This window comes from Shewanella sp. (assembly GCF_047975355.1).
Classification (GTDB): Bacteria; Pseudomonadota; Gammaproteobacteria; order Enterobacterales; family Shewanellaceae; genus Shewanella.
In genome coordinates, this window is the sequence record NZ_JBKEDJ010000041.1 from 25285 (window position 1) to 48675 (window position 23391).

At 48.2% G+C, this 23391-nt stretch carries 21 protein-coding genes; 8 read left to right on the forward strand and 13 right to left on the reverse strand.

Annotated features, from left to right (window positions below):
* Window positions 1–141: 141 nt before the first annotated feature.
* Entirely contained in the window at window positions 142–1491 is a 1350-nt protein-coding gene (gene rlmD, locus ACK5NH_RS12560; protein ID WP_416920535.1) for a 23S rRNA (uracil(1939)-C(5))-methyltransferase RlmD, read from the reverse strand.
* Window positions 1492–1592: 101 nt separating this feature from the next.
* Here rlmD and barA point away from each other — a divergent pair, with 101 nt between their 5' ends.
* The 3 genes from barA (at window position 1593) to ACK5NH_RS12575 (ending at window position 5304) form a co-directional block, all read left to right on the forward strand.
* The gene (gene barA, locus ACK5NH_RS12565; RefSeq protein WP_416920537.1) at window positions 1593–4400 is read left to right on the forward strand and encodes a two-component sensor histidine kinase BarA; all 2808 of its coding nucleotides are present in this window, start codon (window positions 1593–1595) and stop codon (window positions 4398–4400) included.
* Window positions 4375–4974, forward strand: coding sequence for a YjaG family protein (locus ACK5NH_RS12570; protein ID WP_416920539.1), 600 nt, complete (start codon window positions 4375–4377; stop codon window positions 4972–4974). The genes barA and ACK5NH_RS12570 overlap by 26 nt, the downstream gene beginning before the upstream one ends.
* A 96-nt stretch (window positions 4975–5070) precedes the next feature.
* Entirely contained in the window at window positions 5071–5304 is a 234-nt protein-coding gene (locus ACK5NH_RS12575) for a DUF3319 domain-containing protein (RefSeq protein WP_416920541.1), read from the forward strand.
* 5 nt (window positions 5305–5309) lie between these two features.
* Here ACK5NH_RS12575 and lldR read toward each other — a convergent pair whose 3' ends face one another.
* The gene (gene lldR / locus ACK5NH_RS12580) at window positions 5310–6209 is read right to left on the reverse strand and encodes a LysR family transcriptional regulator LldR (RefSeq protein ID WP_416920543.1); all 900 of its coding nucleotides are present in this window, start codon (window positions 6207–6209) and stop codon (window positions 5310–5312) included.
* Window positions 6210–6483: 274 nt separating this feature from the next.
* Here lldR and ACK5NH_RS12585 point away from each other — a divergent pair, with 274 nt between their 5' ends.
* The 3 genes from ACK5NH_RS12585 to ACK5NH_RS12595 all read left to right on the forward strand — a co-directional run bounded on the left by ACK5NH_RS12585 (window position 6484) and on the right by ACK5NH_RS12595 (window position 10499).
* The gene (locus ACK5NH_RS12585; RefSeq protein ID WP_416920545.1) at window positions 6484–7446 is read left to right on the forward strand and encodes an AEC family transporter; all 963 of its coding nucleotides are present in this window, start codon (window positions 6484–6486) and stop codon (window positions 7444–7446) included.
* 129 nt (window positions 7447–7575) lie between these two features.
* A complete protein-coding gene (gene recN, locus ACK5NH_RS12590; RefSeq protein WP_416920547.1) occupies window positions 7576–9234 on the forward strand; it encodes a DNA repair protein RecN in 1659 nt (552 codons plus the stop codon).
* A gap of 389 nt (window positions 9235–9623) precedes the next feature.
* Complete coding sequence (locus ACK5NH_RS12595) at window positions 9624–10499, forward strand: universal stress protein (protein ID WP_416920549.1); 876 nt, start codon at window positions 9624–9626, stop codon at window positions 10497–10499.
* Window positions 10500–10569: 70 nt separating this feature from the next.
* Here the strand turns inward: ACK5NH_RS12595 and ACK5NH_RS12600 are convergent, their stop codons facing one another.
* The 9 genes from ACK5NH_RS12600 to glyA all read right to left on the reverse strand — a co-directional run bounded on the left by ACK5NH_RS12600 (window position 10570) and on the right by glyA (window position 18116).
* Window positions 10570–11064 (reverse strand): phosphatidylglycerophosphatase A, encoded by a 495-nt coding sequence (locus tag ACK5NH_RS12600; RefSeq protein WP_416920551.1) that lies wholly within the window; start codon window positions 11062–11064, stop codon window positions 10570–10572.
* A complete protein-coding gene (thiL, locus tag ACK5NH_RS12605; RefSeq protein WP_416920553.1) occupies window positions 11064–12020 on the reverse strand; it encodes a thiamine-phosphate kinase in 957 nt (318 codons plus the stop codon). Before thiL ends, ACK5NH_RS12600 begins: the two co-directional genes overlap by 1 nt.
* 78 nt (window positions 12021–12098) lie before the next feature.
* Entirely contained in the window at window positions 12099–12503 is a 405-nt protein-coding gene (nusB, locus tag ACK5NH_RS12610) for a transcription antitermination factor NusB (protein WP_011621889.1), read from the reverse strand.
* 14 nt (window positions 12504–12517) lie between these two features.
* Complete coding sequence (gene ribE, locus ACK5NH_RS12615; RefSeq protein WP_416920556.1) at window positions 12518–12994, reverse strand: 6,7-dimethyl-8-ribityllumazine synthase; 477 nt, start codon at window positions 12992–12994, stop codon at window positions 12518–12520.
* A 140-nt stretch (window positions 12995–13134) separates the two neighbouring features.
* Window positions 13135–14238 (reverse strand): bifunctional 3,4-dihydroxy-2-butanone-4-phosphate synthase/GTP cyclohydrolase II, encoded by a 1104-nt coding sequence (gene ribBA, locus ACK5NH_RS12620; RefSeq protein WP_416920558.1) that lies wholly within the window; start codon window positions 14236–14238, stop codon window positions 13135–13137.
* A 67-nt stretch (window positions 14239–14305) separates the two neighbouring features.
* Window positions 14306–14962, reverse strand: a complete 657-nt coding sequence (locus ACK5NH_RS12625; RefSeq protein WP_416920560.1) for a riboflavin synthase — start codon at window positions 14960–14962, stop codon at window positions 14306–14308.
* Window positions 14963–14969: 7 nt separating this feature from the next.
* Window positions 14970–16115 (reverse strand): bifunctional diaminohydroxyphosphoribosylaminopyrimidine deaminase/5-amino-6-(5-phosphoribosylamino)uracil reductase RibD, encoded by a 1146-nt coding sequence (gene ribD / locus ACK5NH_RS12630; protein ID WP_416920562.1) that lies wholly within the window; start codon window positions 16113–16115, stop codon window positions 14970–14972.
* 87 nt (window positions 16116–16202) lie between these two features.
* Complete coding sequence (gene nrdR, locus ACK5NH_RS12635) at window positions 16203–16652, reverse strand: transcriptional regulator NrdR (protein ID WP_011073317.1); 450 nt, start codon at window positions 16650–16652, stop codon at window positions 16203–16205.
* Between the two features lie 210 nt (window positions 16653–16862).
* Window positions 16863–18116 carry a serine hydroxymethyltransferase gene (gene glyA, locus ACK5NH_RS12640; RefSeq protein ID WP_069454448.1) on the reverse strand — a complete coding sequence of 418 codons (1254 nt, stop codon included), beginning with the start codon at window positions 18114–18116 and terminating at the stop codon, window positions 16863–16865.
* A gap of 189 nt (window positions 18117–18305) precedes the next feature.
* Between glyA and ettA the strand changes: the two genes are divergently transcribed.
* Window positions 18306–19973, forward strand: a complete 1668-nt coding sequence (gene ettA, locus ACK5NH_RS12645; protein WP_089068234.1) for an energy-dependent translational throttle protein EttA — start codon at window positions 18306–18308, stop codon at window positions 19971–19973.
* 77 nt (window positions 19974–20050) lie between these two features.
* On the opposite strand, the gene ACK5NH_RS12650 is transcribed toward ettA, so the two are convergent.
* Window positions 20051–21058 carry a TIGR00341 family protein gene (locus ACK5NH_RS12650; RefSeq protein WP_416920565.1) on the reverse strand — a complete coding sequence of 336 codons (1008 nt, stop codon included), beginning with the start codon at window positions 21056–21058 and terminating at the stop codon, window positions 20051–20053.
* Window positions 21059–21324: 266 nt separating this feature from the next.
* Window positions 21325–22248 (reverse strand): LysR family transcriptional regulator, encoded by a 924-nt coding sequence (locus ACK5NH_RS12655; RefSeq protein ID WP_416920567.1) that lies wholly within the window; start codon window positions 22246–22248, stop codon window positions 21325–21327.
* A 187-nt stretch (window positions 22249–22435) separates the two neighbouring features.
* On the opposite strand from ACK5NH_RS12655, the gene ACK5NH_RS12660 reads away from it, so the two are divergent.
* A complete protein-coding gene (locus ACK5NH_RS12660) occupies window positions 22436–23335 on the forward strand; it encodes an MBL fold metallo-hydrolase (protein ID WP_416920569.1) in 900 nt (299 codons plus the stop codon).
* The last annotated feature ends 56 nt before the right edge of the window (window positions 23336–23391 follow it).

Below are 23391 nucleotides of genomic sequence, written 5' to 3' on the forward strand. Positions count from 1 at the left end.
GCACTCCTATCTTCAGCATTGGCACGTACTTGTCAAACCCAACGAGACGAAACTTCACATTTTTTACGTTATTCAAACGCTTTGCTTACTTTACATTCGAATAAAGTGGCAAATGATGGAACCTTGTCCAAGCGATGCACCTTATTTTGTAAGCTCAAACAAGGCCATGGCTTCGATATGATGTGTCTGCGGGAACATATCGATTAAACCTAACTTTTGTAACTTGTAACCACGCTCGAGCAACACCGCACTGTCGCGGGCCAAGCTCGCCGGATTACAAGAGACATACACCACTTGGCGGGGCTTCATCTTTTTAAGCCATTGCAAACTCTCGAACGCCCCCGCGCGCGCGGGATCGAGTAGCAATTTGTCAATCTTACCCATCCAAGGCTCACAGGATAAATCGGCACTTAGGTCGCCGTGGTAAAAGGTTAAATTGCTTAAACCATTTGCCGCCGCGTTTTCACGGGCTTGAGTGACCATTTCTGGCACTCCTTCAACCCCAATCACTTCGGCGCCCATTTTGGCTAAGGGCAAACTGAAGTTACCCATACCGCAGAAGAGATCGAGAATGCGCTCACCCGGCTGCGGCGCTAACCAGTCTAACGCCTGCGCCACCATGGCCTTGTTAATCTGCGCATTCACTTGCACAAAGTTGCCAGGGGTAAAGGTGAGACTCACAGGCTTTGCATCGGCTTTATCATCGAGCAACTGGTAGACGGGCAATAGCAGAGTGCCATTCACGCCATGAAACTCGCCGTTGTTGTCTTGCAAACAAATATGGATTTGATGCTGCTCGGCAAACTGTGCAAGCTTTGCCATGTCCTTATCGTTTAAGGATTTAGTGATCCGAATCACCGCAAAATGGCCGTTGTCGGCGTCAATTAACTCTAAATGCCCAAGGCTCGATTTGGCCGAGAGTTGGTTAAGCAGCTTGGCAAATGGGGCAATTAAATCGGATAAAGGTTTAGCTAAGACTAAACAGGCGTTGATGGGCACGACTTGGCTGCTGCTCGATGCGCGAAATCCTAAGCTCAACTGTTTGGTATTTTTATCGAATAGGGTCGCAAGGCGGGCGCGGCGACGATAGTGCCAGCCTTCGTCCGTCAATGCAGGCACAGAGCTACCTTCGGCGCCGGCAAATTTGGCCATAATATCAACCAATGCAGCCGACTTATGCTCGCGCTGCCCAGTTAATGACATATGTTGTAAATCACAGCCACCACAGCTCTGATAATGAGGGCATAAAGGCGATACTCGCTCTGCGCTTGGCGTCTCAACTTTAATGAGCTTAGCTCGGGCATAGTTTTTCTTTTGTTCGGTCAGCTGCGCCTGTACGGTTTCATTTGGCAAGGCGCCGGGGATAAATACGACTTTTCCCTGATGTTGTGCTATACCTGCCCCTAGATGATCGAGCTGATACACACTAAAGGACTGCTTCGCGGACAATTGCTTGGAACTATTTGGTTTTGCTTTAAAAAATTGTGCCATTTCGGCCTCTAAATCAATAAAAAACTGGTAAAGACCGCCCTTTTTCTGGCAGTCTTATAAAATCATATCGTCCCTAGAATTTAGGAAACTGCGCTGCGGCTATGAACCCTGTCAACAACATGACCAAATACAGCTTACGTTCCTGGGTTCTGGTACTAGCGCTTGCGCCGACGATCTTAGTCGGTATTCTGCTGGGCAGCTACTTTACCATAAATCGCTTTTATGAACTCGAAGATACGCTGATTGAACAGGGCAGCAATATTATCGAGCCATTGGCAATTGCCAGCGAAGTCGGACTCGTGGGTAATGACAGGGAAGCGACGAAACGACTCCTTGCCGCCGCCCAACTCAATAAATCCACACTCGTTAAATCCATTGCCATTTTTGACATTCAGAATCAACTGTTTGTCACATCGCATTACCACAAAGACTTCGAGATCATGCGCTATAAAGAGGCGCTAACCAATCTGCACAAAACCGAAATCGAACATGTGGGCGATAGCCTTATCTTACGAACGCCGATTTTTGCAACCGCGCCACCTGCGGCTGGCGAGCCCGTCAATTTTGATATCCAAACCGATAATGGCGAGTTACTCGGCTATATCTCGGTGATTATCAATAAGGAGCGGGCACTCCTCGAACAGCACAGGGCCGCCGTGGCTGCCTTTATTATCGTCTTGATTGGGGTGCAATTAAACCTGTTGTTTACCTTTCGTCTGGTAAAAAATGTCACCCAGCCTATTACCGAAATGGTGCGGGTGGTCGCCAAGATCCGCGAGGGTAAGCTCGATGCTAGGCTAGAGGGTAATCTTATCGGTGAGCTGGATTTACTGAAACGCGGCATTAACGCCATGGCGGGCTCGCTATCGGAATATCACGATGAGATGCAGCAAAATATCGATCAGGCGACCTCTGATCTGCGAGAAACCTTAGAGCAGATTGAGATCCAAAACGTCGAACTCGATTTAGCCAAAAAACGCGCGCTGGAGGCCAGTCGTATTAAGTCTGAGTTCTTGGCTAACATGTCCCACGAGCTGCGCACACCATTAAATGGGGTGATAGGGTTTGCCCGCCAATTGGTAAAAACCCCATTGCACTCGAGCCAAGTCGATTACATTAATACCATCGAGCGCAGCGCGACTAACCTGTTAGCAATTATCAACGATATTCTCGACTTCTCTAAACTCGAAGCCGGTAAAATGGTGTTAGAAAATATGCCATTCGGCTTAAGAGAAACCTTAGGTGAGACGATTACTTTAATCTCCGGCAGTGCCCAGGCTAAAGGGCTGGAGTTAGTTGTCGATATTGCGCCAAACGTCCCCGACAATGTTAACGGCGATGCTATGCGCGTTTGCCAAATTATCAATAACTTAGTGGGAAATGCCATCAAGTTTACCGATTCAGGCAGCGTGTTAGTCAAATTAGAGTTACAAAACCAGACCGATGAGCAAGTGATGTTGCGCTGTGATGTTATCGATACTGGGATTGGGATTGACGACAGTCAGCAAGACTTCCTCTTCCAAGCCTTTGGTCAAGCGGACTCCTCGATTTCTCGCCGCTTTGGGGGCACAGGACTGGGGCTGGTCATCACTAAGCGCCTCATTAATCAAATGGGCGGCCAAATAGGCTTTACCTCGGCGGTGGATAAGGGTTCTAACTTCTGGTTTACCCTGCCCTTAGGTTTAGGGCAATTCCAAATTGGCGACTCGCTACCACTGGAAAAACTCAAAGATAAGACAGTATTGTTTTATGAGCCTAGAGTACTCACCCATTCAGTGATTAGTCGTCAGTTAAAGCAATGGGATACTAAGGTCACTCACCATCAACACATTCCGAGTTTGCTGACGACCCTCTCGACCACTGAGCATCAATTCGATTATGTGTTATTGAGTTGCCATGGGTTTAGCAATCCCAATCAATTAGTCAGCACCTTAAACCAAGCCAAGGCCAAGACGGATTGCTTAATCGTGCTGTTCGATTGCCAAGAGCAGGAAGTGTTAAGCCAGTTTATTCGCCCCAATGCCGATGTGGTGCTGTCGCTCCCCGTGAGCGAGCACCAACTGGCGCGTAATATGCTTTATCCACCAATGGAATATGACATTTTACCGCCTGCAAGCATTACAGTCCCCGCCGCACGTCAGTCACTTACCGTATTAGCGGTGGATGACAACTTTGCCAATTTAAAACTGATTGATACCCTACTTAGCGAGTTAGTGACTACCGTCATCGCCGTTAACAGCGGTGAAGAAGCCGTGAAGCAGGCCAAGAGCCGCACCTTTGATCTTATCTTTATGGATATTCAGATGCCGGGCACCGACGGCATCAGTGCCACTAAGCAAATTCGCCAAGGGTCGATGAACCGCAACACGCCGATTATTGCCGTGACAGCACATGCGATCGCCGAGGAGCGTGAGCTGATTTTAGGCTGTGGCATGGATGGTTACTTGCCTAAGCCCATCGATGAAGCCGCACTGAAAGCGGAGATAAATCGCTGGATCACCCGGCCCAAGTTTACCCACTTCGATTTACACACCCTCAACTGGGATCTGTGCTTAACACAAGCCAACCACAAGTCGGATTTGGCGTTAGATATGTTGCGCATGTTATTGGATTCGCTGCCTCAGACTGTCTCGGCGATAGAGATGGCGCTGAGTCAGAACGATCAAGCGACTATGCTCAGCACAATCCATAAGCTCCATGGTGCCAGTTGCTATTGCGGAGTGCCGACCACACAACGATTATGCCAAGAGATTGAATCGGCATTGAAACATGATGCCCGTGTCGAAGATCTCGAACCGGAAATACTAGAGTTACTTGATGAGCTAACTAAGGTAGAATCGGCGGCAAAACAAGTGCTATCACAGCTATCAGCGGGAATAACAGATGACCAAAAAAACGGGCTTCTTTAAGCGTTTAAAGGCGCTAGAACTACCACAGAAAAAACTCTTTGCCATTGCCCTTTGCCAACGAATGTTACCTAACTATCAATTGTTTTCAGAGGTTTGTGAGTTTGGCGATCCTGCGGTATTAAGCACTGTTCTTGATCTTCTTTGGCAATCCCAGTACGACAACAAGCTGAAATTCAACATTGACGTACATCTACAGCGCTTAGAAGATAACACCCCAGAACCCGCCGATTTTGATAGCTATGGCGTATACCCGGCGATGGATGCCGTGGTCGCCCTCTCGACGTTACTTGGTGCGATTCAAACCAACCTTGAAGAAGATATCACCAATATCAGCAAGCTATCCTCAAGCACAGTGGCAAACTACATTGAGACCATCAGTGATGTGGATTTGACCGATGATGCCTTAGATGACTATGTCTTTGCCCATGAAGTGATGGAAGAAGAGCGCGCACTACAAAATACCCTGCTGGAAATCATCGAAGAAAATCCTAAGATCACCGCCGAGTTAGTGAAAGGTTTACGCAAAGAGATTATCGAAGCGGGTGTATCGAATATCGGCATTAGCGTCGCATAAGTTGTTCATGCTACCTAAGAGTGGTTCACTATTAGGTAGCATCATTATTACGTAATTGCACCTCAGGAATAGGATTAAGCCAAGCATCCATTCAATATGAAAAAACTCGTTTACCAAGGATTTATTTTAACTAATAGCGAAGGTCGCACCGACAGCTGGAAACTCACCATAGGTCAGCAAAGCCGTATTGGTTCTCTGTTTGAACTGCGCCGTTTAGTCAATTACTACCTTGAGCTGGGTATAGTGCCCGCCACCCGTGCGAGTCTGCAAGAGGCGAAACATACCCAAAATTCCATGAGTAAAAATCCGCTAAAACCCCGTAAACGCTAACGGGATTACACCATAGAAAACAGCTCGGGCGCCTTAGACTGCATAAACTCGATAAACACCCTAACCTTTTGCGGCTGCTGACTCCGCTGGTGATACAGAATCGATATCCTGCGCTGCTCACCTATCCATTCTGGCAACAATACTTTTAACTGACCGTCTTTAATCTGTTGTTTTACAAATAATTCTGGTCCATAGAGAATGCCGCCATGATCTAAGGTCGCTTGAATCGCGCCGTGGAGATCCGTAAGTGTTAACTTTGTCGGGCCATTAAAATAGAACGACTCGCCATTGGGGTGCTTTAAATGCCAATTAAACAGCGGCCAAACCTTGATTAACTGATGGGCTTCGAGATCATCGGGGTGGGTTAATTTAGGCGCCGTGGCTAAATATTCCGGCGTCGCAAACAGGCGGTAATCAAGCTCGCCTAAGGTGCTCGACACCCAAGAGGAATCGGGCTGAGCACCGCCCACAATCGCCACATCTATCCCTTTATCGATTAAATCCACCAACTCATTACTTTGGGAGATGTGCAAGCGGATATCGGGATATAAGCGACCAAACTCGTTTAATGCGCGAATAAAGATGATGGAAATAATTGAAATTGGCGCGGCAATCCGCAATGTCCCTTCAGGCTTATCGCTACCAATGCCACTGAGTTCATCAAATTGGGCAATCACACTCTGATAACGTTGAAATAATGCCAAGCCTTCTTCGGTTAACCGCAGTTTACGGGTACTACGCATAAACAATTGTTTATCTAGCTTTTCTTCAAGCTTGGCCAGCTTGCGGCTAACAGTGGCGATGGGCATGTCGAGTTCTTTAGCGGCTTGGGAAAAACTCCCAGCATTCACTAAATGCACAAATAGATAAATTAATTGCAGCTCGCCGCCTACATCATCAGCCATTCTCAATCCCAATCGTTTATGTGAGTGCTTGCGTTCAGGCTACGCACTAACTCATTGTGTTTTAAACGTAGAATTATTCACTTCTACGACCATAGCGCAATAGCCTCTAGGGGGAATGCTATGCTATTTTGCCAACAAATTTACTGCGCTAGCGCCGATTATTGTCAATTACCTGAGAGAATATTCCCTGATGACCTCGCCTTGTCCGCTTGTTAGCTTTAAGGGAAATAAGGTCATCCCGCGGGAAAGAAACACAAAAGGATGAATGAGGGACATGACCATTTTAACCCCTCTGTTTGCCGTCTTCGGGATCATGCTACTGGGCACACTAGTGCAAAAACTGCGCTTTCTTCCAGTAGAAACAGACCAAGTACTCAATCAATATGTTTACTATATTGCGTTTCCTGCCATCCTATTGATAGCACTCGCGCAGCAACCCATTGAAGAAATTCTACAATGGGGATTTATCGCCGGGTACAGCGCCGCCATGCTGGTGATTTACCTTGTTTGTATCGGCATCTCCCTGCTTGTTAATCCAAAACAGCATGCCATCGCTGCGGTTCGCGCCTTAAATGCCACCTTTGGAAATACCGCATTCATTGGCATTCCACTGCTGATTATCTTATTTCCCCAGCAACAAAGCGCCTTAGTTGCCGCCGCAATTGCCAGTTTATTGTCCGTGCTCATGTTTGCCGTGGCGCTGGTCTCGCTAGAACTCGCCACCAATAAACTGCGGCAACATCACGCCGCGGTGATCATGCTGTTAGCCGTGGTGAAAAACCCGATTGTGATAGGTTGTTTTATTGGGGTTGCCATCTCAGCATTAGGGATAACCTTGCCTGCTGGTGTGGCAATGATGATCCAGCAGATAGGCAATACTTCCAGCCCCTGCGCTCTTTTTGCCGTCGGCATGGTCTTGGCTAAAGCCATGCGTTATCAAAAAGATAGCAAGGTCTTTAGCCTGACAAACTTCGTCGAACTCAGCCTTATCAACCTGTTTAAACTCATCCTGCAACCCGCCTTGGTTTACTTTATGTTGAAAGGCGTAGGTGTCAGTGGCGATTATCTCGTTATGGGCGTCATCCTCAGTGCCTTGCCCACGGCGGCAAGCGTCTATCTACTGGCCCAACGGTATAACACCCAAGCCTCCACCAGTGCTCAAGGAATACTCTTTGGCACTATAGTGACCTTTTTCAGCTTACCCATTTTGGAGCAGCTCGTTAAAACCTATTCATAAACAATCGATTAGACTTTAGCTTATCGCGATATGTCGAATATTCACCCAAAGCCACTTTACTGTATATAAAATCAGTATATACTGTTTATCAATACAGTGATTTGGTAAGTTTTTCGACAGGAACTCACTATGCTTTGCCAACTCAGCATCAATAATTTCGCTATCGTACGTTTCCTTGAACTGGACTTTCGCCCCGGTATGACCAGCATTACCGGTGAGACCGGCGCGGGAAAATCCATCGCCATTGACGCACTCGGTCTATGCCTAGGTAACCGCGCCGATGCCAGTAGTGTTCGCCCTGGCGCGAGTAAAACCGAAGTCAGTGCCCGATTTTCACTCGAGGATGTGCCTCTGGCAAAACGTTGGCTCGAAGATAACGATCTCGAACTCGATGATGAGTGTATTCTACGCCGAACCATTGGTAGTGACGGTCGCTCACGCGCCTACATCAATGGCAATCCCGTCCCTTTAACTCAGTTAAAGTTACTAGGGCAATTGCTTGTGGGTATTCATGGTCAGCACGCCCACCATGCGATGTTAAAGAGTGAGCATCAGCTCACCTTACTCGATAGCTACGCTAATCACAGGCTGCTGATAGACACAGTGGCGGCAAGTTATCAGCGCTGTAAACAAATTGAAGCCGAACTCAAGCAATTAGAAGCCTCACAGCAGGAACGTATCGCCCGTAAACAGCTGGTGCAATATCAAGTTGAAGAGTTAGATGAGTTCGACCTCAAGGTCGGTGAGTTTGAAGAAATTGAACAGGAACACAAACGTCTCGCAAATGGCACTGAGCTGGTCGATAGCTGTCAAGCGAGCCTGTTTTTACTCACAGATGGTGAAGAGAGTAATATCGAGTCGCTGCTGAATAAAGCTGTCAGCCTTGCAGAAAATCTGCAAAGCTATGACCCTGCCTTAACCAATGTCAGCACTATGTTGAATGAGGCCCTAATTCAAGTACAAGAAAGTGCAGGCGAATTGCAACATTACCTTAGCAAACTCGAGCTCGATCCGGCGCATTTTGCCTATTTAGAAGGAAGACTCTCAAAGGCCATGCAGTTGGCACGAAAGCACCATGTCAGCCCTGACAAACTAGCAGAGCATCATTTAGCTCTCAAGGCCGAACTCACCACCCTCGATGATGATGAGAATAAGCTAGAAGATATCCAACGCCAAGTGGAAGCCAGTAAAGCGGCCTATCTAGCTAATGCGCAAAAGCTGAGTCAGAGTCGCGCCCGATATGCAAAAGAGTTGGATAAGCTAGTGACCCAATCTATCCATGAGCTCAACATGCCTAAGGGGAAGTTCACTATCGAAGTAAATTTCAACCCAGAAATCATGTCGATGAATGGTAGCGATAATATAGAGTTTATGGTTACCACCAACCCAGGCCAGCCGTTACAACCTATATCTAGGGTTGCCTCAGGCGGCGAACTGTCACGTATTGGCTTAGGGATCCAAGTAATTACCGCGAAAAAGGTTGCCACCCCGACTCTGATTTTCGACGAAGTGGATGTGGGGATTTCTGGCCCCACTGCAGCCGTAGTTGGGCGAATGCTGCGTAGCCTTGGCGAATCGACTCAAGTGCTATGTGTGACCCACTTACCTCAGGTTGCGGGTAATGGTCATCAGCATATGTTTGTGAATAAATTCAACAAGGCGGGAAGTACTGAAACCTCAATGACGCCTTTAGATAGGGAGCAACGTATCCAAGAGCTCGCCAGATTACTCGGTGGCGATACGATTACCAGCAACACCTTAGCCAATGCGCGGGAGTTGTTACAGTAGTAGCCGGACTAAACTGTAAATTCAGGCTTACATGTTAATAAGGCTCCAGCAGAGCCTTATTAATGGCTGAAAATTGAAGGCTTAAATGCTAACAAACTAAAAGTATTAATATTTTACAGTTAATAATTAAAGATTATATTCAACTCACAATTAAGCTGTACGCCTTATCGAAACCTAAATTTGCAAATATATTCGTATATCAATCGAAGTGATTATATAAAAATAATCGAAAGTCCTCGACAAGCTGAGTGTAATCAACTGAAATTTAAAAATAAATTTCTATTAGATTATTATTAGCTAGATTGCAAATTTAATAGTGATATTTAATATTTTCTAATAAGCCCTACTCTCCTAGACTTAATTACCTCTCAGGTCAATAGGAGTTGAACATGTCTTTTCAGCACATTCTCGCTGCGGTCGATGATTCCGTTCCACCTAATGCCGTTCTCAAAAAGTCAGTTGTCTTGGCAAGAAAATGCCATGCCTCCTTGACGGTTCTCAAGGTAAAACGTACTCATAATTTTAATCTTAACCTTTTATTTCATAGAGATAAATCTAAGAGCATGCCCGATGACAGGCGAAAGCCCATCTTGGCTTATCCCGGTAAACAATATCCAATCCGTATAAAAGAATGTCTATCCCACTCAATGCACAATGCTATTGTCAATGAATGTAGCCAGTCAGATTATGATCTCATCATAGTGAGTCATAAATTCTATCCACCCTTTTTTAATGAATTTTTAATTGCAGATGAATGGCAATTGTTACGGTTACCCCATATTCCTGTAATGTTTGTGGATCTTGAAGATTGGCATGAGAACGGCCACGTACTCACGGCACTTGAACTCGACAATGAAAACATCACACACCTTGAGTTTAATAAAACCCTGATAGAAGAAAGCAAACGGATTGCGAGCCTACTCTCGAATGATCTGCACTTAATCAATAGCTATTTACCCGATCCATTCTATATGAGCTTCAATCATCAGGCGCAAGAGCAAGTCTCTGAGCGAGAAAAATATAAGGCAAGGCTCACGACGGTAGCGCGGCAGCATAATCTCAATACCCATAATCTACACATAGAAGAAGGCTTGCCAGAAGATACCATTTCCACTGAAGCACGCAGGCTCAACGTTAATATGTTGATAATGGGCAGCGCAGAACGCAAAGGCATGTTGAGTGCATTAAAAGGTAATGCGGCTCGAAACATCATCAACAAGCTGCGAACCGATCTCTTTATTGTCAAACCAAGACATCCCCACTAAACAACGCTTAAACAAAAACAGCCTTTAGTTTTCTCTAAAGGCTGCTGGATGACATCGGAATAGCGTTCAGCTAAAGCATAAAAGCTGCAAGGGCTTGCACGCCAATCAGCGCAAAAATCCCCGCTAATACATCGTCAATCATAATGCCAAAACCGCCCTCGACTTTAGCATCGAGCCAACGGATTGGCCAAGGCTTGATAATGTCAAAGAGACGAAACAGCACAAAACCAGCGACTAACCAGAGGACTCCGGCTGGTGCCGCAATCATAGTGATTAATAGACCTGCGACTTCATCCCAAACAATTGCGCCATGGTCATGTACGCCCATGTCCTTCGCAGCCTTATCGCAGATATAAATCCCCGCGAGTACGCACACTAAGGTCACGGCTAAATACCAACTCAAGGGCAATTGCGCCAACAACAAATAGAGCGGGACGGCCGCCAAGGTACCAAAGGTGCCGGGTGCCTTAGCCGCTAAACCGCTGCCAAAGCCTAATGCTAAAAAATGGATCGGATTTTTAAGAGACAGGCGCGACAGCGCCTGATCTTGGGATAACAACTTCATTAAAAGTGCTCAAAGCCATGATATGGCGGCGTAAACGGCTCACCATTGAGTTGCAACTTAAGTTTACTGCCCGCGCAGATTTGCCCAACCCGCACAAACTTAGTTCCTGCGTGACTCAGTGCTGTTTCTAACGCACCTTTTTGTGCCTCTGGCACGGTAAAGAGCAACTCATAATCCTCGCCCCCCGTTAGCGCATAACCTAGGGCATGCTCTTCGCTCACGGTATCTTGCATGGCGCGGGATAACGGAATCAAACCAACATCAATAACAGCACCAACCTGTGATGCTTTAAGGATATGGCCAATATCGGAGATAAAACCGTCGGATAAATCGATAGCACTAGATGCTAAAGATCGTAATGACTGACCCGCTAGCACTCGTGGCGTCGGACGATAATGTCGATTAATTAAGAACTCTTTATGCTCCGCACGCGCGTGTTGCACACCGCGGATCAAGTCGAGCCCCAATGCCGAGTCACCGAGCGTGCCGGTCACATAAATCCAGTCACCGGCTTTTGCGCCGTGGCGAGTCAGAGCCTTACCCTGCGGCACTTGTCCATGCACGGTAATGTTGATGGCTCTTGGGCCGCGAGTGGTGTCGCCGCCAATTAAGGCTATACCATAGTATTCCGCCGCTTCGAACAGTCCTTCACTAAAACCACTCAACCACGCCTCGTTAACCTCTGGCAAGGTGAGCGCGAGTGTCATCCACGCAGGCTCAGCCCCCATAGCTGCTAAATCGGAAAGGTTCACGGCTAAAGCTTTGTAACCTAAGGCTTGAGGAGGAATATCGGGGAAGAAGTGAACATTTTCGACTAAGGTATCGCAGGAGATGGCGATAGACTTGTTTTCGGCGGGCTGCACTAGGGCGCAATCGTCGCCAATACTCAGTTTGACATCACGGCGCGTGGGGCCGCGGTGATTGAAATAACATTCGATAAGTTGGAATTCTTTCACTGTACAGTTTGGCGCGACTCACATCGGCCACCTTTGTTAGCAATGAAAAACGGTATCCTAAGATACCGTTTGTCCTTATTACTTACGTGCAACCAGTTTGTCGAGTAATCCATTAACAAACTTATGGCTTTCATCCGCACCGAAAGCTTTAGCCAGTTCAATCGCCTCGTTTATGGCAACTTTAAACGGCACATCTTTACGGAAAGTCAGCTCATAGGCCGCTAGGCGTACTATGGCTTTCTCCACTGGAGACACCTCATCAATGGGTCGGTCCAAGTGTGGGATGAACAACTCATCCAGCTGGGTTTTCTTAGTTGCTACGCCTGCAAATAGCTCACGAAAATAAGCTACATCGACACCGTCGAGGCTCTGTTCAGTTAAAAACTCATGCTCGACATCGGCAATATTATTCCCGCTTAGTTGCCATGAATAAATGGCTTGAACGGCTAAACGGCGGGCCTTGCGGCGCTCAGAAGGCTTCATTATTTTTCCTACTATTACAACTGTTGTTCTAGCTGCTGCAGAACGTTGACCATTTCAAGCAAGCTAAGTGCAGCTTCGCCGCCCTTGTTACCCGCTTTAGTACCTGAACGCTCAATGGCTTGTTCAATAGTATCTGTAGTCAATACACCGAAAGCAACGGGCAGATCGAACTCTAATGCGATTTGAGCTAGACCTTTGTTACATTCACCTGCAACAAAATCGAAATGAGGGGTGCCACCACGGATCACGGCACCGAGTGCGATGATACCGTCAAACTTACCACTTGCGGCAACACGGCGTGCTGCCAGCGGTAACTCAACCGCACCAGGAACACGAACGACAGTGATGTTTTCATCACTGACTTGGCCAAAACGTTTCAGCGTGTCGATTGCACCTTCAAGCAGGCTCTCAACTAAAAAGCTGTTAAAACGCGAAATTACAATCGCAACTTTGGCATTCTTCGCTTCGATATTACCTTGAACTACGTTCATTTTCTTACCTAATTTAGCTAAAGCACCCGGCTCTGGGCGAAAAGTGGCGACATGATACCACAGTCAATCGCCCACAGCCCTATGCAAATTATACAAATAATTAATTTTACCTTAGTGCAACGTCTTACAGGTTTAGCCCGTTATTCCGCCACATACTCAGTCACTTCAAGGCCAAAACCTGAGAGTGAATGATAACGCTTAGGCGAACTTAAGAGTCGCATTTTCGTTACTCCAAGGCTGGCAAGGATTTGCGAGCCTACACCTACACGGCGTGAAGTGCCTTGCCATTTTGCAGACACAGGCGCTTGGCCTTGATCTTCCGCCTCAAAAGCTTTGACTTTAGCAAGGATTTCACAGGTATGCTCCTGATTGCCCAGCAGCACCAGCACACCACCTTCAGCAGAAATACGCTCCATTGCTTTTTCAAGCGGCCAGCTACGCTGCTGATCGCGCTCTGAGTGAAGCAAATCGTTGAAGGTATTTTGTAAGTGCACGCGCACTAAACAATCCGGTTTTACCTCGCCCTTCACTAAGGCAAAGTGCAATTGATTATCGATAGTATCCCTAAAGGTCACCATGTCGAACTCGCCAAAGCGCGTTGGCAGCTTACATTTGGCTTCGCGCACCACTGTGGTTTCTTTGGTGTTGCGGTATTCAATCAGCGCCGCAATAGTGCCTATTTTAATCCCATGTAATTCAGAGAAAATCTCTAAATCAGGGCGACGGGCCATAGTGCCGTCTTCATTGAGGATCTCAACAATCACGCCCGATGGCTCAAGCCCCGCTAAACGTGCTAAATCACAACCTGCTTCCGTGTGACCTGCGCGGGTTAACACGCCGCCGTCCTGCGCCATTAATGGGAAGATATGACCGGGCTGTACTAAATCCGATGCCTTGGCATCTTTAGCTACGGCCGCTTTAACAGTCACTGCGCGATCGTGGGCCGAAATACCTGTGGTTACGCCTTCAGCCGCTTCAATCGAAACCGTAAAGTTAGTCGAGAACTGCGCATTGTTGTTAGTCACCATCAAGGGCAGGTTTAACTGCTGGCAACGGGCCTTAGTCATCGTTTGGCAGATTAACCCGCGGCCGTATTTCGCCATAAAGTTAATCGCTTCAGGCGTGACCAGCTCGGCCGCCATAATCAGGTCGCCTTCGTTTTCTCTGTCTTCGTCATCCATCAAAATAACCATTTTGCCTTGACGAATATCCTCGATGATCTCTTCTATACTGTGCAGCGCCATTGTAGGACCTTTATGATTTTACTGTTGTTATGAAATTCTATACCTAAGTGAGCTAAGTGCCAGTGCCCTAACGCACAAAGCCAGCACGGGCTAACATTTCCATGGTCACCCCACCGCCTTGGGTTTCTTTAGTATCAAAGCGCATTAAACGCTCTAAATATCGGGCAATTAAGTCCACTTCGATATTCACCTTGTCACCAGCTTTTAAATCCACCAGCGTGGTTTCGCCCGCGGTGTGAGGCACTATGGTTAATCGAAAACGGTGTCCATCGACTTCGTTTACCGTCAGGCTCACGCCATCGATGGTAATAGAGCCTTTATGGGCGATATAACGAGCCAGATCGGTAGGGGCCGCTAACCAAAATTCAATCGCTTGGCCCCGCGCCAGACGCTGCTCGACGGTGGCAATGCCATCCACATGGCCGCTGACCATATGCCCGCCGAGGCGAGTTGTCGGGGTAACGGCTTTTTCAAGATTAACCTTAGTGCCGACTTTATAGTTAGCAAAGCCTGTGAGACTGACAGTTTCAGCCGACACATCCGCCACATAGCCATCGGCTAATTGCTGAACCACAGTCAAACACACACCATTGGTGGCGATACTGTCGCCTAAACGCACATCGCTTAAATCCAGTTTGCCACTGGCGACCGTCAAACGAATATCATCGCCTTTACGTTCAAGCTTTCGCAGCGTGCCAACGGCCTCAATAATCCCAGTAAACATGGTTAACTCACTTATTCGCTAAAGATGGATTGGACGTGAGCCTCAAGGTGAAACGCGTATCCGCGCCCACTTTACGCTCATCGACCAGTTTGAGGGTCGGAATATCGGCCATCATTTGATAATCGGGTAATTCGAGTAGATTACGTCCCTGTGCGCCAAGGATTTTCATCGCTTGATACAGCACTAACTCATCGGCTAATTCCGCACCGATAAAGGCGCCGGCTAAGGTCGCGCCCGCTTCGATAAGCACCTGATTACAGCTTTTGCCTAAATAGCTTAATAGTGCCGGCAGAGAGATTCGACCATCAATCGCCGGTAATTGAAGACAAGTCACATGGGCGGGCAACTGCGCTACAAAGGCTGGCGAGTAAGGCACTGTTGAGACTAATAAAATCGGCGATTCAATCGCAAGCAGAGCTGCCGTAATCGGCATGCGGCAGCGACTGTCTAAAATCACCCGCAGCGGTTGTAAAATCTGCGCTTCATTCAATAGTAAGCTAAGACTGCCAAGCTCTGAGTAACGCACATTGAGCGAAGGGTCATCGGCCAGCACAGTGTCAATCCCTGTCACTAGCGCGCAGGCGCGTAAACGTAAACGCTGCACATCGCGGCGAGCTTCGGGGCCTGTGATCCATTTAGATACCCCGTTTGATAACGCGGTTTTACCATCGAGACTCGCGGCAAGCTTTACCGTTACCCAAGGTAGGCCTGATTCCATGCGCTTCATAAAACCAAGATTTAAAGCGTAAGCTTCTTCGCGGTGCAAGCCGACATCCACTTGAATGCCCGCATCGCGCAGCATTTGAATACCGCGGCCACCGACCTGTGGATTGGGATCTTCAACCGCCACCACGACTCGTTTTACACCAATATTGATCAGCGCCAAGGCGCACGGCGGTGTGCGGCCATAATGACTGCAAGGTTCTAAGGTGACATAGGCGGTCGCGCCACGGGCACTATCGCCCGCCATCCGCAGCGCATGCACCTCGGCGTGGGGCTCGCCAGCTTTTTGATGATAACCTTCACCGACAATCTGATTATCTTTTACGATAATGCAGCCCACACTGGGATTGGGGCGAGTGGTATAAAATCCTTTGCGAGCCAGTTGTATGGCTCGGCTCATCATCTGGTTATCGAGTTCTGACCAATTCATATAAACCCTATGAAATCTTGAGGAAGCGTGTCCGAATGCGGCGCATAATGAGGCGCTAACCTAAGCACTAACCTAAGATAACCCACATTACTTTTGCAGTTTCGCAATCGCCTCACCAAATTCGGAGACGTCTTCAAAGGCGCGATAAACCGAGGCAAAACGAATATAGGCAACCTTATCTAGGCTCATTAACTGTTCCATCATCAAGTTACCTATCATCTCGGATGGCACTTCGCGCTCGCCAGTAGCCCGCAGCGTTGACTTGATTTTACTTAAGGCCTGCTCGATTTCATCCATAGACACGGGGCGCTTTTCGACCGCGCGTAACATACCTGCTTGCAGCTTTTCTTCATCGAAGGGTTGGCGCGTACCATCGCGTTTAATCACCCGTGGCATGACTAATTCTGCCCCTTCGAAGGTAGTAAATCTTTCGTGGCATTCGGTGCATTCTCGGCGACGACGCACTTGATGGCCTTCCGCCACTAATCGGGAATCGATCACTTTAGTATCTGTCGCGCTGCAAAATGGACAATGCATTGAGCCTCCTGCCGTGAATGGAATAAAGCCTATGGCTTTCGCTGTTTCTCGCTTAAACCGAGCGGGTTTAAGTCTAAGATTTTAGCAATAAAAATGGCCGCTTAATGCGGCCATGGGATTTTATCCTATTTATCGGCTGAGGTTAACCACCTAAGAGTGACACCCTAAGCAGTTGTGAACTCAGCCACCATATTCAGATAAATTAACGAATTAACCGTAAACAGGGAAACGGGCGCACAGAGCCAATACTTGGCCTTTTACGCGCTCGATGACTGCTGGATTGTGGGCATCGTCGAGGATGTCACAGATCCAACTGGTTAACTCTTTCGCTTCAGCTTCTTTAAAGCCACGGCGAGTGATCGCAGGCGTACCGATACGCACACCAGAGGTCACGAATGGAGAACGTGGGTCATTTGGCACAGAGTTTTTGTTTACTGTGATGTTCGCGCTACCTAAAGCGGCATCGGCTTCTTTACCCGTCAGGTCGCGACCGATTAAGTCCACCAGCATTAAGTGGTTGTCAGTACCGCCAGAAACGATCTTGTAACCGCGCTCTAAGAACACTTCAACCATGGCTTTAGCATTCTTAACCACTTGTTGTTGGTAAGCTTTAAACTCTGGCTCTAAAGCTTCTTTGAAGGCTACCGCTTTACCCGCGATAACGTGCATCAAAGGACCGCCTTGACCGCCAGGGAATACCGCAGAGTTCAGCTTTTTGTATAACTCTTCATCATCGGCAGCAGACAGAATAATACCGCCACGAGGACCGGCTAAGGTTTTGTGAGTGGTTGAGGTCACAACGTGAGCGTGTGGCACTGGATTTGGATACACGCCCGCGGCGATAAGACCGGCTACGTGCGCCATGTCGACAAACAGGTAAGCACCTATTTTGTCTGCGATTTCGCGCATTCTTGCCCAGTCAACGATGCCTGAGTAAGCAGAGAAACCACCGATCATCATCTTAGGCTTATGTTCAACCGCCAGACGTTCCATTTCGTCGTAGTCGATTTTGCCTGATTCATCGATGCCGTAAGGAATGATGTTGTACAGTCTACCGGAGAAGTTAACAGGTGAACCGTGGGTCAAGTGACCACCGTGAGCGAGGTTCATACCTAAAACGGTATCGCCTGGTTTTAACAATGCCATGTAAACGGCGCTGTTCGCTTGAGAACCTGAGTGAGGTTGTACGTTTGCGTAAGTCGCACCAAACAGTTGTTTTGCACGCTCAATCGCTAAGGTTTCAACTACGTCCACATACTCACAACCACCATAGTAACGCTTGCCTGGATAACCTTCGGCGTACTTGTTGGTTAATTGTGAACCTTGCGCTTGCATCACGCGTGGACTAGTGTAGTTCTCAGAAGCAATCAGCTCAATATGCTCTTCTTGACGCAGAGTTTCGTTCTGAATTGCGTTGAACAGTTCCGGATCATAATCTGCGATATTCATATCTTTTTTCAGCATTGCTTACTCCAGCTGCCAATTCTTGTAGGTAGGGTTGCGCGGTATTCTACTCGTAACTAGCCGACAATCCCAGTCTCTGAAACATGAAAATCCTACAGTTTTACCTTGAACTCGCCTCAATGCCGAGTTGAGTTCGGCGCGCAATCGAGTAGAATTAGCCGCATCATTAGTCACTTAAGATGCAGAAAAATGGCTCAGTTTGTTTACAGCATGCTGCGGGTGGGCAAGGTTGTTCCTCCTAAGAAGCAGATCCTTAAAGACATTTCCTTAAGCTTTTTCCCCGGCGCTAAGATCGGTGTGTTAGGTCTTAACGGTTCAGGTAAATCCACCCTATTGCGCATCATGGCCGGTATCGATACCGAGATTGAGGGTGAAGCGCGTCCAATGCCAGGGCTGAAGATTGGTTACCTGCCGCAAGAACCGAAACTCGATCCGACGCAAACCGTGCGTGAAGCGATTGAAGAAGCGGTTTCTGAAGCCAAAAATGCCCTCAAACGCTTAGACGAAGTCTACGCAGCTTACGCCGATCCCGATGCGGACTTTGACGCGCTTGCCAAAGAGCAAGGCGAACTCGAAGCCATCATTCAGGCGCAGGACGCCCACAATCTGGACAACATCCTCGAGCGCGCCGCTAACGCGCTGCGTCTGCCTGATTGGGATGAAAAGATTGAAGTCTTATCGGGTGGTGAGCGCCGCCGTGTGGCGATTTGCCGTCTGCTGCTGGAAAAGCCAGAGATGCTGCTGCTCGACGAACCGACCAACCACTTGGACGCCGAATCAGTCGCTTGGCTCGAACACTTCCTGCAGGAATACTCGGGCACCGTTGTGGCCATTACCCACGACCGTTACTTCCTCGACAATGCTGCTGGCTGGATTTTAGAACTTGACCGTGGTGAGGGCATCCCATGGGAAGGTAACTACTCTTCATGGCTTGAGCAAAAAGATGCTCGCTTGAAGCAGGAATCGGCCGCTGAAAGCGCGCGTCAAAAGACCATCGCTAAGGAATTAGAATGGGTTCGCCAAGGCGCGAAAGGCCGTCAGTCTAAGGGCAAAGCCCGTATGGCGCGCTTCGAAGAGCTGAATACCTCTGATTACCAAAAACGTAACGAAACCAACGAGCTGTTTATTCCGCCCGGACCGCGTTTAGGTGACAAAGTCATCGAAGTGAAGAACTTAACCAAATCCTACGGTGACCGCGTTCTGATCGATAACCTGTCGTTCTCCATTCCTAAGGGCGCGATCGTCGGTATTATCGGTGCCAACGGTGCAGGTAAATCGACCCTGTTCCGCATGCTGTCTGGCAGCGAGCAGCCTGATAGCGGCACCATCGAGCTGGGTGAAACCGTGCAACTGGCATCGGTTGAACAGTTCCGTGACTCGATGAATGACAAGAACACCATTTGGCAAGAAATTTCCGGTGGTCAAGACATCATGCGTATCAATAACATGGAAATCCCAAGCCGCGCCTATGTGGGCCGCTTCAACTTCCGTGGTGCGGATCAGCAAAAGGTGATCGGCACGCTGTCGGGCGGTGAGCGCAACCGTGTTCACTTAGCTAAACTGTTGCAGGCTGGCGGTAACGTACTGCTCCTCGACGAACCTACCAACGACTTAGACGTTGAAACCCTGCGCGCACTGGAAGAAGCGATTCTCGAATTCCCAGGTTGCGCTATGGTGATCTCGCACGACCGTTGGTTCTTAGACCGTATCGCGACCCATATTCTGGACTACCGCGACGAAGGCCAAGTGAACTTCTACGAAGGTAACTACACCGAATACTCGGCGTGGTTGAAGAACACCTATGGTGCCGATGTGGTTGAGCCACACCGCTTAAAATACAAGCGTATGACTAAGTAAGCGCGATGCGTTTACAGGTACATAAAAAGCCCCGCAATTACGGGGCTTTTCTTTAATACTCAACACATTAACCACAACTAATCCTGCTCATGAATTGCTTTTACGTCACCATCTCGGTCAATCACATCAACCTGAAAGTAACGCACGCGCACGATTGCTGGTTTTTCCTGTCCCGCCTGCGTCAACTCACTCTCCAGTAATCGCACAAAACTGGCATCCGGTTTTTTAAGCCCACCAACCGTGACTCGCACTATCCATTGACTGGCCTCTTCCTCAATCCCAACTTTAATCAACCGCATATTGGGGAACTTGAGTAACTGCTCACTCACAATGCGAGTCACTTTGCTCTCATACAATTGCCTTGCTACCACATTATGCAGATTCACACTGAGAGCAATGACTAAAATAACCAGCAGTATCAATGTAATGAAGTTACGTTTCAGCAACTCCCACAGTGAGCTTTTTTGCCAAAAATAAAATCCATGAAAACCGTTCAACCACAGCACTACGGAGGACACAAATTGGATGGCGACTATGTTGGTAAACGTCAGTAAGAAGGCTCCTCGGGCGAGTTCAAAATTCCCATGACCTAGCAATATCGCCGAGGCACACAGGGGCGGCACTAATGCGGTGGCAATCGCCACCCCTACAAAGGAAGTACTTAACCGCGGCGAAATAGTCGCATAGGCCCCCGCCGCACCGCCCGCAAACGCGACCATTAAATCGAGAAAGTTTGGCGCCGTTCTTGCCATGATCTCAGGAGTGATAGGAATATCGGAATGAATAAAGCCAATGATAAAGGCAGTGAGATAAACGAGAATGCTCCCCACGATCAAACTTTTAATGGCATGTCGAACCAAGAGTTTTTCGCCTTCGACCAGCCCTAAAGCCAAACCTAAAATCGGGGAAAAAAGCATAGCGACAATCATGGCACCTATAACCACAGCGGCACTGTTGGCCAAGAGTCCGTAGCTGGCGATGATGGCCGCTAGGGTGTTCATCGCCAAAAAGGGCACATCGAGCTGGGCATTGACGCGAATATTCGCGCGGGTAATTTCTTTGTGATCTTTAATATCTTCGCTCATATCGTCTGCTCAGCAGGGGAGGATGGGACCTAAGTTGCACATTTAAAACAAAAATATCCCAACCAATATAGCCGAACAGAAAATAGCCGCAATGGGGTTTAAGTGTCTAGCGCAAAATATAAATCGAAGGAAGGAGCTGGGGCTGATTAACGATTCCAAAGTGACGTTAACCTAGGGACAAAGTCGAACGAACAACACAACCCAGTCGCCGCTATCTCATAGAGATGCAAGTACAACTTACAAGTCGCGCATTCAAGATCACGCCCTTAAATTGCCCCATTAAAATGCTGCACTAGCATATCCATCATCACCCTTAATGATGGCTGCATATGTTTGCGGGATTGATACACCCCATACACGCCTAGGGATTGAGGTCTAAATTCCCGCAGCAATGGCACTAATGCCCCCGAATCGAGGTGCGGTTTCGCCGCCCATAAGGGCTGCATGGCAATTCCCTCTCCCGCCAGAGTGGCGTTTAGCACCACCATAGAATCATTGGCACTTAGGTTGCCCTTCACCGGAATATTAAATATCTGCCCTACTTCCAGCGTTGGCATCGCCCTCGCGGCGGCATGCGTTTGAGTGAATCGCCACATCACATCGCCAAAGTAGGAATAGGTCAAGCAGTTATGCCGGGTTAAATCCTCGGGATGCGTGATGGCCGAATGGCAGGCAAGATAACTCGGTGCAGCACACACCACAGACTCACACTCGCCTAAACGTCTGGCGATAAGCGTAGGATCGAGTTCGTTGGTGATTCGAATGGCAAGATCGATACGTTCAGCCACTAAATCAACGGTTTGACTCGTCACATGAAAGTTCACACTCGCCTGCGGGTATTGGGCTAAATATGGACGCACAACGCTGGGGAGGAGTAAATGCGCCATAAATTGCGAGCAGCTGATCCGCAGTAACCCTCGCGGCTGGGCACTCTGAGCATGACTGACGGCGGGCACTTCCTGCGCAAGTTCAAGCAAACGCTGGCAATAATCGAGCACTTGCTCACCCGCACTGGTCAAGCTCAAACGTCTCGTAGAGCGGTGCAATAAACGGGCGCCCGACCATTCTTCCATCTCGGCCAAGTAACGGGTCACCATGGAGCGCGACATATCTAACGCCTCGGCGGCGCCAATCATGCTTCCCCGTTCGACAATAGTCACAAACACCTTTGCCGCTTCGAGTCTATCCATGGTTATTCTCCCTTGTGGATTAGCGCGCACTAGATATTCGGCTTTCAACGCCAATTCAACCGAATTATGCAACAAATAAACGCAATTTTCCGTGTTTATCTAACGTTTTTTGCAACCTAAACTAAGCTCACTTTTGTAGCAATGCAAATCACCGAATGCCTATTTGAATGAATAAGTGAGAACTGAAATGACACTATTGAATAACCTGAGCTTGGCCAGCTTCAAACCCCAATTCGCCGCTGCAATGCTGGTGGCGGGAATGGCTACGGCGCAAGCCGCACCTTTGCAAGTGAGCCATTTTAATCCGGGCGAAAACAGCATCTTTGCCGTGTCCTCCAGCTTTATCAGTGGCGAACATGAAATGATGTTGGTCGATGCTCAGTTCCAAAAAAATGATGCCCAGACCTTAGTGGATAGCATTAAGGCCAGCGGTAAAAAACTTACCTTGGTGTATATCAGCCACAGCGATCCAGACTTTTACTTTGGATTGGATGTGATTAAGCAAAACTTCCCCGAGGTTGAAATCGTCGCCACCCAAACCACGGTCGATGATATTAAAGCCTCGATGGAGGGCAAACTGGCCTACTGGGGACCGATTTTAAAGGACAATGCACCGAGCCAATTAGTGCTGCCTAAGGTGGTGACAACCAATAGCTTTAGTATCGACGGTGAACAAGTGCTGATTGAAGGTCTAGAGGATACTCACCCTAAGCATACCTTCCTGTGGGTCCCTTCTGCGAAGACCATCACTGGCGGCGTTGAAGTGTTTGATAACACGCATGTTTGGATTGCTGATACCCAAAGTATCGAGTCTCGCCAGGCTTGGTTAGCCCATTTGGATAAAATGAGCGCCCTCTCCCCCGAAACGGTGATCCCAGGCCATTATCTTGGCAAGGCGAGATTTGATCAGCGCGCGATTAACTTTACCCGCGACTATATTCATGCCTTTGAAAATGCAGCTAAAACAGCAAAAAACTCTGCGGACTTAATCGCCAAGATGCTCGCACTCTACCCACAAATCCCTAGCGATGTGGGCCTTGAGATCAGCTCCAAAGTCATCATGGGCGAAATGCGCTGGCCCATGTAAGCTGGAAATTCCGGCTCCATTCACTCTGATGTTGTGCTTGGGTTAACACTCAAGCA